Origin of the sequence: Pseudomonas sp. UC 17F4 (genome assembly GCF_900101695.1) — a bacterium.
In the GTDB taxonomy this organism is placed as follows: domain Bacteria; phylum Pseudomonadota; class Gammaproteobacteria; order Pseudomonadales; family Pseudomonadaceae; genus Aquipseudomonas.
Map to the genome: position 1 here is coordinate 1,767,592 of NZ_FNKV01000001.1, position 16,755 is coordinate 1,784,346.

Sequence of the window (16,755 nt, forward strand, 5' to 3'; positions counted from 1 at the left end):
GAGGCAGGACCCATGGCAAATGCGCATAGCGGCAAAATGATCGTCGGGCTGGATATCGGCACCTCCAAGGTCGTGGCACTGGTGGGCGAAGTCGCCGCCGACGGCACCCTGGAAATCGTCGGTATCGGCACCCACCCATCGCGCGGGCTGAAGAAGGGCGTGGTGGTCAATATCGAGTCCACCGTGCAGTCGATCCAGCGTGCGGTCGAAGAGGCCCAGCTGATGGCTGGCTGCCGGATCCACTCGGCGTTCGTCGGTGTTGCCGGCAATCACATCCGCAGCCTGAACTCCCACGGCATCGTCGCCATCCGCGACCGTGAAGTCAGCGCCGCCGACCTTGAGCGCGTGCTCGACGCCGCCCAGGCCGTGGCCATTCCGGCCGACCAGCGGGTCCTGCACACCCTGCCGCAGGACTACGTGATCGACAACCAGGAAGGCGTGCGCGAGCCACTGGGCATGTCCGGCGTGCGTCTGGAAGCCAAGGTCCACGTGGTCACCTGCGCCGTCAATGCCGCGCAGAACATCGAAAAGTGCGTGCGTCGCTGCGGCCTGGAAATCGACGACATCATCCTCGAGCAACTGGCCTCGGCCTACTCGGTGCTGACCGATGACGAGAAAGAGCTCGGCGTGTGCCTGGTCGACATCGGTGGCGGCACCACCGACATCGCCATCTTCACTGAAGGCGCAATCCGTCACACCGCGGTGATCCCGATTGCCGGCGACCAGGTGACCAACGACATCGCCATGGCCCTGCGTACCCCGACCCAATACGCCGAAGAGATCAAGATCCGTTACGCCTGCGCCCTGGCCAAGCTGGCCGGCGCCGGTGAAACCATCAAGGTGCCGAGCGTCGGCGACCGTCCGCCGCGCGAACTGTCGCGCCAGGCCCTGGCCGAAGTGGTCGAGCCGCGTTACGACGAGCTCTTTACCCTGATCCAGGCCGAACTGCGTCGCAGCGGCTACGAAGACCTGGTACCGGCGGGCATCGTCCTGACCGGCGGTACCTCGAAAATGGAAGGCGCGGTAGAACTTGCCGAGGAAATCTTCCACATGCCGGTACGCCTGGGCGTGCCGCACAGTGTTCGCGGCCTTAGCGATGTGGTGCGCAACCCGATTTATTCCACCGGTGTGGGCCTTTTGACCTACGGCCTGCAGAAGCAGTCCGACGGCTTGACCCTGACCGGTATCAGCAGCAGCAACAACGGCTATGGCGATGAACCGAAGGCTCCAGCGTTCGAACGCTTCAAACGCTGGGTCCAGGGCAACTTTTAAAGTTTCAAAGCAGTAGTAGTAGGCGCAAAAACTAGAGAACTGTAAGGAGAGGGAAAATGTTCGAGCTCGTAGACAACGTCCCGCAAAGTCCGGTCATCAAAGTGATCGGCGTCGGTGGCGGCGGTGGCAACGCCGTCAATCACATGGTCAAGAGCAACATCGAAGGCGTCGAATTCATCTGCGCCAACACCGATGCTCAAGCGCTGAAAAACATCGGCGCGCGCACCATCCTGCAACTGGGTACCGGCGTGACCAAGGGCCTGGGTGCCGGGGCCAATCCGGAAGTCGGCCGCCAGGCCGCGCTGGAAGACCGTGAGCGCATCGCTGAAGTGCTGCAAGGCACCAACATGGTGTTCATCACCACCGGCATGGGCGGCGGTACCGGTACCGGTGCGGCGCCAATCATCGCCGAAGTGGCCAAGGAACTGGGCATCCTCACCGTTGCCGTGGTGACCCGGCCGTTCCCGTTCGAAGGCCGCAAGCGCATGCAGATTGCCGACGAGGGCATCCGTGCACTGGCTGACAGCGTCGACTCGCTGATCACCATCCCCAACGAGAAGCTGCTGACCATCCTCGGCAAGGACGCCAGCCTGCTGTCGGCGTTTGCCAAGGCTGACGACGTACTGGCCGGTGCCGTTCGCGGTATCTCCGACATCATCAAGCGCCCGGGCATGATCAACGTCGACTTCGCCGACGTGCGTACCGTGATGAGCGAGATGGGCATGGCCATGATGGGTACCGGCTGTGCCAGCGGTCCTAACCGTGCACGTGAAGCGACCGAGGCAGCCATCCGCAACCCGCTGCTCGAAGACGTCAACCTGCAGGGCGCTCGCGGCATCCTGGTGAACATCACCGCAGGTCCTGACCTGTCGCTGGGTGAGTACTCGGACGTCGGTAGCATCATCGAGGCCTTCGCATCCGATCACGCCATGGTCAAGGTCGGTACCGTTATCGATCCGGACATGCGCGACGAGCTGCACGTTACCGTGGTTGCCACTGGCCTGGGTGCGAAAATCGAGAAGCCGGTCAAGGTTATCGACAACACCATGCAGACCGCTGCGGCGCAGACCCCGGCTCCGGCCCCTGTACGCAACGAGTCGTCGGTTAACTACCGTGACCTGGAGCGTCCGACCGTGATGCGCAACCAGGCCCACGCCGGTGCTGCGGCTGCTGCAAAACTTAATCCGCAAGACGATCTGGACTACCTGGACATCCCGGCATTCCTGCGTCGTCAGGCCGATTAATGAAATTTATCAGGGGTATAAGGGTGATTGGTGTTCAGCAAAGGCCGGGTCTGGTATTATCCTCAGCCTTTGTTGATACCAGTTCGCAATTTGCGCTGAAGCGGCCAATGCCATGATTAAACAACGCACCCTGAAGAATATTATCCGTGCCACAGGTGTCGGCCTGCACTCCGGGGAAAAGGTTTACCTGACCCTCAAACCTGCACCTGTGGATACCGGCATCGTATTTCGCCGTGCCGACCTCGACCCCGTGGTGGAAATTCCCGCCCGCGCGGCCAACGTCGGCGAGACCACCATGTCGACGACACTGGTCAACGGCGATACCAAGGTAGACACGGTTGAGCACTTGCTCTCGGCCATGGCTGGCCTGGGCATCGATAACGCCTACGTCGAGCTCTCCGCGTCCGAAGTGCCGATCATGGACGGTAGCGCTGGGCCCTTTGTATTCCTGATTCAATCTGCCGGCCTGGAAGAACAGGACGCAGCCAAGAAGTTCATCCGCATCCTGCGCGAGGTGACAGTGGAAGACGGCGACAAGCGCGCTACTTTCCTGCCATTCGACGGGTTCAAGGTGAGTTTCGAGATCGATTTCGATCACCCGGTGTTCCGCAACCGGACCCAAAGCGCCAGCGTGGACTTTTCCAGCACCTCGTTTGTGAAGGAAGTCAGCCGCGCCCGTACCTTCGGGTTCATGAGTGACATCGAGTACCTGCGCAAGCACAACCTCGCACTCGGTGGCAGTGTGGAAAACGCCATCGTGGTCGACAAGGACGGCGTGCTCAACGAAGACGGTCTTCGCTACGAAGACGAATTCGTCAAGCACAAGATCCTCGACGCCATCGGCGACCTCTACCTGCTGGGCAACAGCCTGATCGGCGAGTTCAAGGGCTACAAGTCCGGACACGCGCTGAACAACCAGCTGCTGCGCAAGCTGATCGAGGAAACAGACGCCTGGGAAGTGGTGACTTTCGAAGATGCCAGCACGGCACCGATCTCTTACATGCGTCCGGTTGCGGCAGTGTAAGTACGAACACTCTCTTCTTTAGTTTTTTTCGGCCACCTTCGGGTGGCCTTTTTTATGCCTGAAGCCCCTGTAGGAGCGGGCATGCCCCGCGATAGCAGGCGCATCGGGGGCAAGTCGAGTCATACCCTCAAGAGTCCGCCGCATCCTTATCCCGCGCATGGCTGGCCAACCGCTCCAGCGCCGCCCGCAGCTTCGGATCGCTGATGCCTTCAGCCGTCGCCTGAATACTTTCGGCCGCCCGGCTCGACAGGTCGGCGGTGTGCCCGGCCGCGCGGCTCTGGGTGGTCGGTGGCTGTACCTTGAACACAATCCGCGTCAGGCTGGCAAAGGCTTCCAGGGTCTGCAACTGGCGTTGCAGGCGTTTTTGCTGGTAACGCAGGCGGGTGGCCCAGTGGCCGTCGGTGACGATCAACAACAGCGTGCCCTCGCGCCAGGAAGCGAGGTGGCAATGTTCGCGGGCCGCCGGCTGCAGCTGGCTGTCGAGCAGCTTCTGCAGTTGCGCCAGGCGCTGGGCCTGGCTGAACAGGGCTTTGAGCGGCCGGGCTTCGCGCAGAAGGACAGCGGGAGCGCGGGCTGGCGAGGGGCGAAAAGCCATGAAGGGACACCTGAAGTTACAGAGCTGCCATCTTAGCAGATCGCCACAGGCAGGCCCTGTTTGCGCTGCGAGGGTAAAACTTCATGTTGCAATGGCTTGAAGTTGGCGAAAAAGGCCTTATTTTAACCATGCCCCGTCAAAGCGCTGTGCCAGCATCGTGGAAATCCGCCACTTTCCTCACCATCGTTTCCGGGTAGAATGCTCGTTCGCATGCGGCCATTAGGGCTGCACGGGCGACTTACGGGGCCGCCCTCCATCCCCACGTGTGGAAGATCCTGCCGATATGTTTGCGCCTTTGTTAAAAAAACTTTTTGGAAGCAAGAACGAGCGTGAAGTCAAACGCATGCTCAAGACGGTACAGATCGTCAATGCCTTCGAAGAGCAGATGGTGGCCCTCTCGGACGAGCAGCTGCGCGCCAAGACCGCAGCGTTCAAAGAGCGCCTGGCCAAAGGCGAGACCCTCGACCAGCTGTTGCCTGAAGCCTTCGCGGTCGCCCGTGAAGCGGGCAAGCGGGTCATGGGCATGCGTCACTTCGATGTGCAGCTGATCGGCGGCATGACCTTGCACGAAGGCATGATCGCAGAAATGCGTACCGGTGAAGGCAAGACCTTGGTCGCAACCCTGGGCGTGTACCTCAATGCCTTGTCGGGCAAAGGCGTGCACGTGGTCACGGTGAACGACTACCTGGCCCGCCGCGACGCCAACTGGATGCGTCCGCTGTACGAATTCCTCGGCCTGACCGTCGGTGTCGTCACACCGTTCCAGCCGCCGGAAGAGAAGCGCATTGCCTATGCCGCCGACATCACCTACGGCACCAACAACGAATTCGGTTTCGACTACCTGCGCGACAACATGGCCTTCAGCATGGAAGAGAAATTCCAGCGCGAGCTGAATTTCGCCGTGATCGACGAAGTCGACTCCATCCTCATCGATGAAGCCCGTACCCCGCTGATCATCTCCGGCCAGGCCGAAGACAGCTCCAAGCTGTACATCGAGATCAACAAGCTGATCCCGCGCCTCAAGCAGCACATCGAGGAAGTCGAGGGCCAGGTTACCCAGGAAGGCCACTACAGCATCGACGAGAAGAGCCGTCAGGTTGAACTCAACGAAGCCGGCCACCAGTTCATCGAAGAGATGCTCACCCAGGTCGGCCTGCTGGCCGAGGGCGAGAGCCTCTACTCGGCGCACAACCTGGGCCTGCTGACCCACGTCTACGCCGGCCTGCGCGCGCACAAGCTGTTCCATCGCAACATCGAGTACATCGTCCAGGACGGCCAGATCCTGCTGATCGACGAACACACCGGGCGTACCATGCCGGGCCGTCGTCTGTCCGAAGGCCTGCACCAGGCGATCGAAGCGAAAGAGAACCTGAACATTCAGGCCGAGAGCCAGACCCTGGCCTCGACCACCTTCCAGAACTACTTCCGCCTGTACAACAAACTGTCGGGCATGACCGGTACCGCCGACACCGAAGCGTTCGAGTTCCAGTCGATCTACGGCCTCAACGTGATGGTGATCCCGCCGAACAAGCCGTTGGCCCGTAAGGACTTCAACGACCTGGTGTACCTGACCGCCGACGAGAAGTACCAGGCTATCATCGCCGACATCAAGGAAAGCATGACCCAGGGCCGTCCGGTCCTGGTGGGCACCGCGACCATCGAAACCTCCGAGCACATGTCCAACCTGCTGCAGAAGGAAGGCATCGATCACAAGGTCCTGAACGCCAAGTACCACGAAAAAGAAGCCGAGATCATTGCCCAGGCCGGTCGCCCGGGTGCGCTGACCATCGCCACCAACATGGCCGGTCGCGGTACCGACATCCTCCTGGGCGGTAACTGGGAAGTCGAAGTCGCCGCCATGGACAGCCCGACCGCCGAGCAGGTCGCGCAGATCAAGGCCGACTGGCAGAAGCGTCACCAGCAGGTGATCGAGTCCGGTGGCCTGCACGTGATTGCTTCCGAGCGTCACGAATCGCGCCGTATCGACAACCAGCTGCGTGGCCGTTCCGGTCGTCAGGGCGACCCGGGTTCGAGCCGTTTCTACCTGTCGCTGGAAGACAGCCTGATGCGTATCTTCGCCTCTGACCGGGTGAAGAACTTCATGAAGGCCCTGGGCATGCAGTCCGGTGAAGCCATCGAACACCGCATGGTCACCAACGCCATCGAAAAAGCCCAGCGCAAGGTCGAAGGCCGCAACTTCGACATTCGCAAGCAGTTGCTCGAGTTCGACGACGTCGCCAACGAACAGCGTAAAGTCATCTACCACATGCGTAACAGCCTGCTGGCAGCCGACAACATTGGCGACACCATCGCCGACTTCCGCCAGGAAGTGCTCGACGTCACCGTCGCCCAGCACATTCCGCCGCAATCGCTGCCCGAGCAGTGGGACGTGGCCGGCCTGGAAGCGGCCCTGGCCAGCGATTTCGGGGTCAAGCTGCCGATTCAGCAATGGCTCGACGAAGACGACCACCTGTACGAAGAAACCCTGCGTGCCAAGCTCATGACCGAGCTGCTGGCGGCCTACAACGAGAAGGAAGAGCAGGCCAGCGCCGAAGCCCTGCGTACCTTCGAGAAGCAGATCCTGCTGCGTGTGCTCGACGACCTGTGGAAAGACCACCTGTCGACCATGGACCATCTGCGCCACGGTATCCACCTGCGCGGCTATGCGCAGAAGAACCCGAAGCAGGAGTACAAGCGCGAGTCGTTCAACCTGTTCCAGGAGCTGCTCGATTCGATCAAGCGCGACACCATCCGCGTGCTCTCGCACGTTCAGGTGCGCCGCGAAGATCCGGTCGAGGAAGAGGCCCGTCTGCGCCGCGAAGCCGAAGAGCTGGCTGCGCGCATGCAGTTCCAGCACGCCGAGGCCCCGGGCCTTGAAGCTGAACCGCAGGAAGACGGTGCTGACGTTGCCGTGGCCGCCGCGCCTGTGCGCAACGAGCAGAAGCTAGGCCGCAACGAGCCATGCTGGTGCGGTTCGGGCAAGAAGTTCAAGCAGTGCCACGGCAAGATCGACTGATCATCACGCCGTAGTACCTCGCTGACATCTGAACACCGCGCCGCGACTGGTCCTGACCGTCGCGGCGTTGTTCCATCTCAAGCGCCGGTAATCTCGTCCCGGTGCCTTTTTTCTAGGAGCGCTTTCATGGCTGTTGGTCTTGGTCCTTTGCCAACGTTGCACCCGGTTCCAGGTTTCGAACTCGGCATCGCCTCTGCGGGCATCAAGCGCCCCGGGCGCAAGGACGTGGTGGTAATGCGCTGCGCCGAAGGCTCCAGCGTCGCCGGCGTGTTTACCCTGAACGCCTTTTGCGCCGCCCCGGTGATCCTCGCCAAACAGCGCGTACAGGGTACCGTGCGCTACCTGCTGACCAACACCGGCAACGCCAACGCCGGCACCGGCGCGCCAGGCCTGGCTGCGGCCGAGCGCACCTGCGCCAAGCTGGCCGAGCTGACTGGCGTCGACGCCAGTGCCGTGCTGCCATTCTCCACCGGCGTGATCGGCGAGCCGCTGCCGGTCGAGAAGATCGAAGGCGCCCTGCAGGCAGCCATCGATGACTTGTCGGAAAACAACTGGGCCGCTGCCGCCACCGGCATCATGACCACCGACACCCTGCCTAAAGGCGCCAGCCGCCAGTTCCAGCATGACGGCGTGACCATCACCGTCACCGGCATCAGCAAAGGCGCGGGCATGATCCGCCCGAACATGGCGACCATGCTCGGTTACATCGCCACCGACGCCAAGGTGGCCCCGGCGGTGCTCAAGGACCTGATCCTCGACGGCGCCAACAAGTCGTTCAACCGAATTACCATCGACGGCGATACCTCCACCAACGACTGCTGCATGCTGATTGCCACCGGCAAGGCCGATGTCGCCGAAGTCAGCGAAGCCAGTGGCCCGCTGTTCGAAGCGCTGAAAAAAGCCGTGTTCGAAGTGTGCATGGAAGTCGCCCAGGCCATCGTCCGCGACGGCGAAGGTGCGACCAAATTCGTCACTGTTGAAGTCAACGGCGGCGGCAACCATCAGGAGTGCCTGGACGTCGGCTATGCCGTGGCCCACTCGCCGCTGATCAAGACCGCACTGTTCGCCTCCGACCCGAACTGGGGCCGGATCCTCGCCGCGGTCGGCCGGGCCGGTGTACCGGACCTGGACGTCAGCCTGATCGACGTCTACCTGGGTGATGTGTGCATCGCCAGCCAGGGCGGGCGCAGCGCCAGCTACACCGAAGCCCAGGGCTCGGCAGTCATGGCCCGTGAAGAAATCACCATCCGTATCGAGCTGGGCCGTGGCCAGTGCAGCGAAACCATCTGGACCACCGACCTGTCCCACGAGTACGTGAAAATCAACGCTGAATACCGTACTTAACCTCATCGCCGGGCAAGCCCGCTCCTACCAAACCTGTAGGAGCGGGCTTGACCCGCGAAAAGCCCCTGATGGAGCCGAACCATGAGCTACCACCTGATCATCGGCGACAAGCTGTACTCCTCCTGGTCGCTGCGCGCCGCCCTGGCCCTTGAGCTGGCCGGTGCTACTTACGATGAAACCCTGATCAAGCTCAACCAGCCTGACACCCGCCAGCGCCTGCTCGAGCATTCGCCCACTGCCAAGGTACCGCTGCTCAAAAGCGAGCACGGGGTGATTGCCGACTCCCTGGCGATTGCCGAATACCTGGCCGAGCGTCACCCGCAAGCCAACCTCTGGCCTACCGACGTCGCTGCCCGTGCCCAGGCCCGTTCGGCTTGCGCACAGATGCACAGCGGCTTCTTCGCCCTGCGTGGCAACATGCCGTTCGACCTGTCTCGCGATCAAGCGCTGGAAAGCATGCCGCTGGACGTGCAGGTCGATATCGACCGCATCGTCGCGCTGTGGTCCGAATGCCGCCTGGCAGCCAAAGAGGCTGGCCCTTACCTGTTCGGCAGCCTGAGCCTGGCCGACGCCTTCTTTGCCCCGATCGCCGTGCGCCTGCGCACCTACCGGGTCGAAGTGCCGGCAGATGCGGCGGCCTATATCGAGACCATCTACCAGTGGCCAGCCTTCCAGGCCTGGCAACAAGCTGGCCTGGCGGAGCGTGAAGGGTGAAACGTGTGCATGTAGCCGCCGCGGTCATCCGCGGCACCGACGGACGCATCCTGATTGCCCGCCGCGCTGACAGCCAGCACCAGGGCGGCCTGTGGGAATTTCCCGGTGGCAAGGTCGAAGACGGCGAAGCGGTCGAAGTGGCCCTGGCTCGTGAGCTTCATGAAGAGCTGGGCATCGTTGTCACTGCGGCGCGGCCGCTGATCAAGGTCAAGCACGATTACCCGGACAAACAGGTACTGCTGGATGTCTGGGACGTTAACGGCTTTAGCGGCGAACCCCATGGCGCCGAAGGCCAGCCGCTGGCCTGGGTGACTGCGCGGGAGTTGCCGGACTACGACTTCCCTGAAGCCAACCAGCCAATCGTTGCCGCCGCGCGTTTGCCGGGGCAATACCTGATTACTCCCGAGGGGCTGGAAGTCCCGCAGATGTTGCGAGGCATCCAGAAGGCCATTGCCGACGGAATCAAGCTGGTACAACTACGTGCGCCGAACATGTACGACCCCAAATACCGCGATGTCGCGGTAGATGCGGTCGGTCTGTGCGCGGGCAAGGCGCAGTTGATGCTCAAGGGCCCGCTGGAATGGCTGGGCGACTTCCCGGCGGCCGGTTGGCACCTGACCTCTGAGCAGCTGCGCAAGTACGCCAGCAAAGGCCGGCCGTTCCCCAGGCAGCGCTGGCTGGCGGCGTCGTGTCATAACGCTGAAGAACTGGCACTGGCCGAGCAGATGGGCGTGGATTTCGTCACCCTGTCACCGGTGCAGGCGACCCAGACCCATCCGGATGCCGTGCCACTGGGCTGGGACCAGGCGCAGCAACTGATCGAAGGCTTCAGCAAGCCTGTGTATCTGCTTGGTGGCGTGGGCGCTGCCGAGCAGGAAAAGGCCTGGCAGCATGGCGCTCAGGGTGTGGCGGGGATCCGCGCGTTCTGGCCTGAGCTCTGAATTGATCGCGGGGCAAGTCCGCTCCTACAGGATCGCCACCTGTAGGAGCGGGCTTGACCCGCGATGAGGCCCTCAGGGTTTGGCCGCAGCCTGCCACAACACCTCGGCCACTCCCTGACGCCGTGCTATCAAGCGTGCCGCGACAAACAGCAAATCCGACAACCGATTGATATACGCCAGGCCCACCCCGGCCAGCGGCTCGATGCTGTTCAACTGCTGGCAGCGCCGCTCGGCACTGCGGGCCAGGCTGCGGCACACGTGGGCCTGGGCGATCAGCGCCGAACCACTGGGCAGAATGAAGTTCTCCAGCGGCCCCAGCTCTTCGTTCCAGCGGTCGATCGCCGCCTCCAGGCGCTCCACTTCAGCGCTGTTCAGTGCTTGATACGCTGGCATCGCCAGTTCCCCGCCCAGATCGAACAGCCGGTGCTGACAAGGTGCGAGTACCTCAGTGAGCTCATCCAGCCGCTGTTCGGCCAACCCGGCCAGCAACAGGCCCAACTGGCTGTTGAGGCTGTCGACCTCGCCAATCGCTTCGATTCGCGGATGGTCCTTTGGCACGCGGCGGCCATCGCCCAGCCCGGTTTCACCTTTGTCGCCGGTGCGGGTGTAAATCTTCGACAAACGAAAACCCATGCTCAAGACTCCGTTTTGCTTGGGGCAAGCGGCAGGCGCAAGGTGAAGCAAGTACCCTGGCCCGGTGCCGATTGCACTTCCATCTGCCCCTTGTGATTGTTGGTGATGATGAAATACGACACCGACAGGCCCAGGCCCGTGCCCTGGCCGATTTCCTTGGTGGTGAAGAACGGCTCGAAGGTGCGTTTGCGCACCGCTTCGGGCATGCCGATGCCGTTGTCTTCGACCTGGATCTCCGCCCACGGCGGGTTGAGCCGGGTGCGCAGGGTGATGCGCCCGGGCTCACTGTCGTCGTGGCGCAGGTGAATGGCCTGGGCGGCGTTTTTCAGCAGGTTGAGCAACACCTGTTCCAGTTCGTTGGCGGTGCACGGCACCGGGCCCAGGTTGGGGTCGAACTGGCGGACGATGGCCTGGCCCTTGAAGTCGAAGCCGATGGTCAGGTCAAAGTCGTTGCCGGCAATTTCCACCGCCTGGTCGATCAGCGCTGGCAAATCGCAAGGCGCCAACTGGCGGTTGCTGCGCCGGCTGAAGCTGAGCATGTGGGTCACTATTTTTGCCGCGCGGGCGCCGGCCTGCTGGATGCCGTCGAGCAACTGCGGCACTTCGCGGCTTTGCAGGTAGCGGTTGACGGTCGGCAGGTCGATGCCGATCTCGTCGGCCTGTTCGAGGTTCCTGGCAAGGTCCGGCGATAGCCGCCGGCGAATGTTCTGCACGTTGTGCAGGATGGCGCCCAGCGGGTTGTTGATCTCGTGGGCCATGCCCGCCGCCAGGCCGCCGACCGAGAGCATCTTCTCCGACTGCACCATCATCTCTTCCAGCGACAGGCGCTGGGTGATGTCGTCGATGCGGATCACCACGCCGCGGCCGCCACCGCCCATCAGCGGGTAAAAGGTCAGGGCATAGTGGCGGGCGTCGTCGTCCTTGGTCCAGGTTACCCGCTCGATCTTCGCCACCCGGTGCTTCTCGACGCTCTCCTTGAGCTGCGGCAAAAACGGCTTGAGGGGTTCGAAGGCAAGGAAGATCGGCTGGTTCAGCGCTTCGTCTAGCGGCGTTCCAGAGAGCGCACTGGCTTCCTGGTTCCACTGGGTGACATAGAGCTGCTCATCGAGGGCGATCAGCGCCGAGGGCATGGAGTCGATGATGCTGTTGAGATAGTTCTGAAAACCGGTGAGTTTTTTCTCGATCTTGCTGCGCACCTGGACTTCCAGCTCCAGCTTGCGGTTGGTATGACGGGTTTCTTCGGCCAGGCCCTGGGCCTGGTCGTAGGCGTCCTGGAATTCGTCGCGGGTGCGCTTGAGCTGCTGCTCGCGGGCTTCGATGCGCGAGAGCATGGTGTTGAAGGCGTCGGCCAGGCTGCCGATCTCGTCATCGTTGCCGCGCTTGGCGCGCAGGGCGTAGTTTTCTTCGCGGGTGACCTGGCGCGAGAGTTCTTCGAGCTGGTAGATCGGCTGGGTGATCAGGCGTTTGATCTGCCGGGCGATGATCATCCACAGCAGGATGCTGAACACCAGGATGCCCAGGCTGGCGGTCAGGGTGCCGGTGTAGAAGGCCATCGGCAGCTCGCTGCTGGCCACCAGCAGCAGATGGCCGGGCGGGCCGCCCGCGCGCGGCAGGCTCACCAGTTGCGTGCTGCGAAATTCGGTCAGGCGCCAGTTGTCGATGTTGCGGTAGCGCTTGGGCAACGGCAGGGCTTCGCCGTGCTGCAATTGCGCAAGCATCTTGCCGTCGCTGCCGTACAGGGCGGCGGCGCGCAGCGGGGTGTAGCTGTCGAGTTCCTTGAGCAGGGCCTTGGCGGCCTCCGGCGAATCGCTGGCCTGTTGCGCCAGTTGCGGGTTGGACACCAGCCGGCCAATGGTCTGCAGGGCTTGCGGGGCCATGCTCTCCTGGGAAATCCAGTAGGCGGCGCTGATAAAAGTCAGGTTGGCCACCAGCAGGATAGTGATCAGCAGCACCAGCAGGGCGGCCAGCAACTTCTGGCCGACCGGCAGGTTCTCCAGGCGTTCGCGCAAAGTCATGTGAAAGGCGTAGTCCCGGTCTGTAGGTGAAGGGGCAGGGTAGCGCCGTGCTCAGTCGCTGGGCAATCCGCGCGTGTTCAGGTGTTCGACCAGGCGCCGGTACAGCCGTTCCAGGTGCGGCAGCTGCCGGCCGTGGCGGCTGGCGGTGCGGCAGGCATGGCCGAGCAGGTAGTGGATTTCGGTGCGCCGGCCGTGGCGAACATCCTGGTACATGGAAGAGTAGTTGGCCGCCGTGGCATGGATCACCCGTTCCACTTCATCGACCAGGCCCTCGGCCGCTTGCGGCTGGCCGCAGTATTGCAGCAGCTCGGCAAGTTCGGCGCACAGGGTCGCGACTTCGCACTGATGCGCCTGCAGGCCGCCATTGCGACAGTCATGCAGCACGGTCAGCGGGTTGATCGCACAATTGAGCGCCAGTTTGCGCCACAGGCGGGTGAGGATGTCCGGGGTCCACTGGTGGGGAATGCCGGCTTCGCTCAGGTCATCGAGCCAGTCCGGGGCGCCGGGGTTGGCCGGATCGCCTAGCCAGTTGAAGCCGTGCCCGGCGAAATTAACCTGCCAGTCCTGCTCGCGGAACGCGCCTTCGGTGCTCGAGGCGGACACGCAGCGGGCGTGGGGTACGCGGTTGGCCACAGCTTCCTGGCTGCCCAGACCGTTCTGCAGCAGGATCAGCTCGGCATCTTTAGCCAGGCGCGGCGCCAGTTGCGCCACCGCCTGTTCGGCGTCGTAGGCCTTGCAGGCCACCAGCAAGCGGTGGATCGGCGTGTGGTCGTCGGCCAGTTGTGCGGGGATCGCCTGCAGTTGCGCCTTGTCCTGTTCGACCAGGGTCAGGCCGCCTGCGGCTTCATAGGCCTGCAGCCGCGCCTTGTCGCGCAGGATCAGCCGGACCGGTTTGCCGGCGCGGGCCAGCCGGCAGGCCCAGAGGCTGCCCAGACTGCCGGCGCCGAGAATATGCCAGGTGCTGCTCATCAGCGTTTCGCAACCGTTATAATGATCCGGTATTTTAACCGTCAAACCCTGCGCGCTCCATCGCGCTCTTTCAGCAGAGCCGCGAGGGTGCCTTTATTTTTTGGAGAAAAGGTATGCCGTCGTTCGACGTGGTATCGGAACTGGACAAGCACGAAGTCACCAACGCCGTGGAAAACGCGGTCAAGGACCTGGACCGTCGCTATGACCTCAAGGGCAAGGGCAGCTTCGAGTTCAAGGAAAAGGAACTGACCGTCAACCTGACCGCCGAGGCCGAGTTCCAGCTCGAAGCGATGATCGAGATCCTCAAGCTGGCCCTGGTCAAGCGCAAGATCGACGTGCAGTGCCTGGAAGTGAAGGACGCCTTCGCTTCGGGCAAGGTCATGAAGCAGGAAGCGGTGCTCAAAGAGGGTATCGATAAAGAACTGGCGAAGAAGATCGTCGCCCACATCAAGGACGCCAAGCTCAAGGTCCAGGCCGCCATCCAGGGCGAGCAGGTGCGCGTCACCGGCAAGAAGCGCGACGACCTGCAAGAAGCGATCGCCGCCCTGCGCGCCAAAGAGTTCGGCATGCCCCTGCAGTTCAACAATTTCCGCGACTGAAGTCGCGGAGCCCGGAACCTTGGCGCCTTTTTGGCGTCCGAGGGCCGAGGTGCCGCTGAAACGTTTGCGGCAGGTCTTTTTCAGCTCTTTGCCGCTCGGCATCAGGAGAACATACGATGGATTTCAACGCTGAGGTCGACCAGCTGGTCAAGGCTTCGCAAACCTGGCTTCCGCTGATCATGGAATACGGCAGCCGCCTGTTGCTGGCGCTGCTGACCCTGGCCATCGGCTGGTGGCTGATCAACAAAGTCACTTTCCGCCTGGGCAAACTGCTGGCCCTGCGCAATGCCGACCAGGCCCTGCAAGGCTTCATCAGCAGCCTGGCCAACATCATCCTGAAGATCCTGCTGATTGTCAGCGTGGCCTCGATGATCGGCATCGAAACCACCTCCTTCGTCGCCGCCATCGGTGCCGCAGGCCTGGCCATCGGCCTGGCGCTGCAGGGCAGCCTGGCCAACTTCGCCGGTGGCGTATTGATTTTGCTGTTCCGCCCGTTCCGCATCGGTGACTGGATCGAAGCCCAGGGGGTTGCGGGTACCGTCGACAGCATCCAGATCTTCCACACCGTGCTGCGCACCGGCGACAACAAGACCGTGATCCTGCCTAATGGCAGCCTGTCCAACGGCATCATCACCAACACCAACCGCCAGCCGACGCGCAAGGTGGTGTTCGATGTGGGCGTGGACTACGACGCCGACCTGCAAAAGGCCCGCAACGTGCTGCTGGAACTGGCCCAGGACCCGCGGGTGCACCAGGACCCGGCGCCACAGGCAGTGATTTCGACCCTGGGCGACAGCTCGATCACGGTATCGCTGCGCATCTGGGTCAACACCGCCGACTACTGGGACGTGCTGTTCATGCTCAACGAGCATGCCCGTGACCGCCTCAAGGCCGAAGGCATCGACATTCCCTTTCCGCAGCGGGTAATCCGCGTGGTGCAGGAAGCGGCGGTGCAGTAACGACCGACGCCATCGCGGGGCAAGCCCGCTCCTGCACAATGCTGCAGGAGCGGGCTTGCCCCGCGATGCTTTCAGCAGTCATTACACTTGTTCACGTCTTCGCGCTACCTGCGCCCGGTGCTTTCTGGCATATAGGCTCGCTTACTTTTGTTTGCCCGGTCTTATCATGCTTACCCCCCTGATCAACATCACGCCGTTGCGGGCGTTTTGTTTCGCCATGACCCTGGCGCTGTTCGAACTGCTCACTTACCTCGCCAGTGACGTGGTAATGCCGGCGATGCCGGTGGTGGTCGGTGACCTGAACGCCAGCCCCGAATTCATTCCCCACGCGCTGAACCTCTACCTGCTTGGCGGCGTTGTCCTGCAATGGCTGATCGGCCCGCTGGCCGACCGTTACGGGCGGCGACCGCTGCTGCTGGGTGGCTGCGCGTTCTTCTGCCTGGCCTGCATCGCTACCTTCTGGGTGCAGGGCATCGAGTTGTTCAACCTGCTGCGCCTGCTGCAGGGCATCGGCCTGGGCTTTGTCGTGACCGTCAGCTACCCGGCGCTCAACGAGGCGTTCAGCGAGGCCGACGCGGTGCGGATGATGGCCTTGCTGGCCAATATTGCCTTGCTCTCGCCGCTGCTCGGGCCATTGGTCGGCACCCTGCTGCTGGAGTGGGTGTCCTGGCGCTGGCTGTTCGTGCTGTTCGGCGCGGCGGCGGTGCTGGCCTGGTTTGCCCTGTATCGGCTCATGCCGGAAACCCTTGGCGTCGAGCGCCGCGACGGCTCGCGCCTGGCGTTCCAGCCGATCCACTTGTTGCCGTTGCTGGCCGGCTACGGGCAACTATTGGCCAACCGCCGCTTTGTCGCCGGCAGTGCCGCTCTGGGCCTGGTCGGCTTGCCGCTGATCGGCTGGATCGGCCTGTCGCCGGTGCTGCTGATCCATGACGAGGGCCTGAGCACCCTGGATTACGCCCTGTGGCAATTGCCAGTGTTCGGCGGGTTGATCCTCGGCAACCTGATCATCAACCGCATCGCCGATCGCTACGCGCTGACTACCCTGGTACGGCGGGCGCTGTGGCCGTTTCTGATCGGTTTGCTGGGCATGATGCTCGGCACCTGGCTGCTGCCTTCGGTGCTGAGCCTGGTGGCCGGCCTGTCGGTGTATGCTCTGGGCCTGGGCATCGCCAACGCGGTGCTGTACCGCATGACGCTGTTTTCCAGCGAGCAGAGCAAGGGCCTGGTGTCGGCGATGCTGGGGATGATCACCATTGCCCTGCTGGGCCTTGGCGGGGCGTTGCTGGCGATGCTCGGTGCTGGCGCCAGCCTGGTGCACTTCGCCCTGGCGGCGGGCGCTGCAGGGATTCTTGCGCTATGGCCGCTGAGGGTCGTTCTGAGCGCTTCCAGCAACCTGCCAGAGGCTATCCCGGAGTAATCCCGGCGATAGC

At 62.8% G+C, this 16,755-nt stretch carries 14 protein-coding genes; 10 read left to right on the forward strand and 4 right to left on the reverse strand.

Annotated elements, in window-relative coordinates:
- Nucleotides 1–12 precede the first annotated feature (12 nt).
- From ftsA to lpxC, 3 genes are all read left to right on the forward strand, one after another.
- Nucleotides 13–1,272 carry a cell division protein FtsA gene (gene ftsA, locus BLR26_RS08250; protein WP_010220793.1) on the forward strand — a complete coding sequence of 420 codons (1,260 nt, stop codon included), beginning with the start codon at nucleotides 13–15 and terminating at the stop codon, nucleotides 1,270–1,272.
- A 56-nt stretch (nucleotides 1,273–1,328) separates the two neighbouring features.
- Complete coding sequence (gene ftsZ, locus BLR26_RS08255; protein ID WP_045197340.1) at nucleotides 1,329–2,516, forward strand: cell division protein FtsZ; 1,188 nt, start codon at nucleotides 1,329–1,331, stop codon at nucleotides 2,514–2,516.
- A gap of 112 nt (nucleotides 2,517–2,628) precedes the next feature.
- Nucleotides 2,629–3,540, forward strand: a complete 912-nt coding sequence (lpxC, locus tag BLR26_RS08260) for a UDP-3-O-acyl-N-acetylglucosamine deacetylase (protein ID WP_028943297.1) — start codon at nucleotides 2,629–2,631, stop codon at nucleotides 3,538–3,540.
- A gap of 127 nt (nucleotides 3,541–3,667) precedes the next feature.
- Here lpxC and BLR26_RS08265 read toward each other — a convergent pair whose 3' ends face one another.
- Complete coding sequence (locus tag BLR26_RS08265) at nucleotides 3,668–4,135, reverse strand: DUF721 domain-containing protein (RefSeq protein ID WP_093379832.1); 468 nt, start codon at nucleotides 4,133–4,135, stop codon at nucleotides 3,668–3,670.
- A 283-nt stretch (nucleotides 4,136–4,418) separates the two neighbouring features.
- Between BLR26_RS08265 and secA the strand changes: the two genes are divergently transcribed.
- The 4 genes from secA to BLR26_RS08285 all read left to right on the forward strand — a co-directional run bounded on the left by secA (nucleotide 4,419) and on the right by BLR26_RS08285 (nucleotide 10,150).
- Nucleotides 4,419–7,151, forward strand: coding sequence for a preprotein translocase subunit SecA (secA, locus tag BLR26_RS08270; RefSeq protein WP_045197346.1), 2,733 nt, complete (start codon nucleotides 4,419–4,421; stop codon nucleotides 7,149–7,151).
- A 126-nt stretch (nucleotides 7,152–7,277) separates the two neighbouring features.
- On the forward strand, nucleotides 7,278–8,495 hold the full coding sequence (gene argJ / locus BLR26_RS08275) for a bifunctional glutamate N-acetyltransferase/amino-acid acetyltransferase ArgJ (protein WP_045197349.1): 1,218 nt from the start codon (nucleotides 7,278–7,280) through the stop codon (nucleotides 8,493–8,495).
- An 81-nt stretch (nucleotides 8,496–8,576) separates the two neighbouring features.
- Entirely contained in the window at nucleotides 8,577–9,209 is a 633-nt protein-coding gene (locus tag BLR26_RS08280) for a glutathione S-transferase (protein ID WP_093379836.1), read from the forward strand.
- Nucleotides 9,206–10,150: a Nudix family hydrolase gene (locus tag BLR26_RS08285; protein WP_045197354.1), complete on the forward strand. Its 945-nt coding sequence runs from the start codon at nucleotides 9,206–9,208 to the stop codon at nucleotides 10,148–10,150. The genes BLR26_RS08280 and BLR26_RS08285 overlap by 4 nt, the downstream gene beginning before the upstream one ends.
- A 72-nt stretch (nucleotides 10,151–10,222) precedes the next feature.
- On the opposite strand, the gene BLR26_RS08290 is transcribed toward BLR26_RS08285, so the two are convergent.
- Genes BLR26_RS08290 through BLR26_RS08300 form a run of 3 tightly spaced genes read right to left on the reverse strand, consistent with a single transcriptional unit; the run spans nucleotide 10,223 to nucleotide 13,767 of the window.
- Entirely contained in the window at nucleotides 10,223–10,783 is a 561-nt protein-coding gene (locus BLR26_RS08290) for a cob(I)yrinic acid a,c-diamide adenosyltransferase (RefSeq protein WP_093379841.1), read from the reverse strand.
- Between the two features lie 2 nt (nucleotides 10,784–10,785).
- Nucleotides 10,786–12,798: a sensor histidine kinase gene (locus BLR26_RS08295; RefSeq protein WP_045197359.1), complete on the reverse strand. Its 2,013-nt coding sequence runs from the start codon at nucleotides 12,796–12,798 to the stop codon at nucleotides 10,786–10,788.
- A 51-nt stretch (nucleotides 12,799–12,849) separates the two neighbouring features.
- Complete coding sequence (locus BLR26_RS08300) at nucleotides 12,850–13,767, reverse strand: putative 2-dehydropantoate 2-reductase (protein ID WP_045197361.1); 918 nt, start codon at nucleotides 13,765–13,767, stop codon at nucleotides 12,850–12,852.
- Nucleotides 13,768–13,880: 113 nt separating this feature from the next.
- Here BLR26_RS08300 and BLR26_RS08305 point away from each other — a divergent pair, with 113 nt between their 5' ends.
- The 3 genes from BLR26_RS08305 (at nucleotide 13,881) to BLR26_RS08315 (ending at nucleotide 16,742) form a co-directional block, all read left to right on the forward strand.
- The gene (locus BLR26_RS08305; protein WP_045197363.1) at nucleotides 13,881–14,366 is read left to right on the forward strand and encodes a YajQ family cyclic di-GMP-binding protein; all 486 of its coding nucleotides are present in this window, start codon (nucleotides 13,881–13,883) and stop codon (nucleotides 14,364–14,366) included.
- 116 nt (nucleotides 14,367–14,482) lie between these two features.
- Nucleotides 14,483–15,325, forward strand: a complete 843-nt coding sequence (locus tag BLR26_RS08310; protein ID WP_045197365.1) for a mechanosensitive ion channel family protein — start codon at nucleotides 14,483–14,485, stop codon at nucleotides 15,323–15,325.
- 166 nt (nucleotides 15,326–15,491) lie between these two features.
- Nucleotides 15,492–16,742: an MFS transporter gene (locus BLR26_RS08315; protein ID WP_093379845.1), complete on the forward strand. Its 1,251-nt coding sequence runs from the start codon at nucleotides 15,492–15,494 to the stop codon at nucleotides 16,740–16,742.
- The last annotated feature ends 13 nt before the right edge of the window (nucleotides 16,743–16,755 follow it).

Excerpts from the sequence above, each read along its gene's own strand:
- BLR26_RS08280 (WP_093379836.1), top strand. The coding sequence starts at position 8,577 with ATGAGCTACCACCTGATCATCGGCGACAAGCTGTACTCCTCCTGGTCG.
- BLR26_RS08290 (WP_093379841.1), bottom strand. The coding sequence starts at position 10,783 with ATGGGTTTTCGTTTGTCGAAGATTTACACCCGCACCGGCGACAAAGGT.
- argJ (WP_045197349.1), top strand. The coding sequence starts at position 7,278 with ATGGCTGTTGGTCTTGGTCCTTTGCCAACGTTGCACCCGGTTCCAGGT.
- ftsA (WP_010220793.1), top strand. The coding sequence starts at position 13 with ATGGCAAATGCGCATAGCGGCAAAATGATCGTCGGGCTGGATATCGGC.
- secA (WP_045197346.1), top strand. The coding sequence starts at position 4,419 with ATGTTTGCGCCTTTGTTAAAAAAACTTTTTGGAAGCAAGAACGAGCGT.
- BLR26_RS08295 (WP_045197359.1), bottom strand. The coding sequence starts at position 12,798 with ATGACTTTGCGCGAACGCCTGGAGAACCTGCCGGTCGGCCAGAAGTTG.
- BLR26_RS08305 (WP_045197363.1), top strand. The coding sequence starts at position 13,881 with ATGCCGTCGTTCGACGTGGTATCGGAACTGGACAAGCACGAAGTCACC.
- lpxC (WP_028943297.1), top strand. The coding sequence starts at position 2,629 with ATGATTAAACAACGCACCCTGAAGAATATTATCCGTGCCACAGGTGTC.
- BLR26_RS08265 (WP_093379832.1), bottom strand. The coding sequence starts at position 4,135 with ATGGCTTTTCGCCCCTCGCCAGCCCGCGCTCCCGCTGTCCTTCTGCGC.
- BLR26_RS08315 (WP_093379845.1), top strand. The coding sequence starts at position 15,492 with ATGCTTACCCCCCTGATCAACATCACGCCGTTGCGGGCGTTTTGTTTC.
- ftsZ (WP_045197340.1), top strand. The coding sequence starts at position 1,329 with ATGTTCGAGCTCGTAGACAACGTCCCGCAAAGTCCGGTCATCAAAGTG.
- BLR26_RS08300 (WP_045197361.1), bottom strand. The coding sequence starts at position 13,767 with ATGAGCAGCACCTGGCATATTCTCGGCGCCGGCAGTCTGGGCAGCCTC.
- BLR26_RS08310 (WP_045197365.1), top strand. The coding sequence starts at position 14,483 with ATGGATTTCAACGCTGAGGTCGACCAGCTGGTCAAGGCTTCGCAAACC.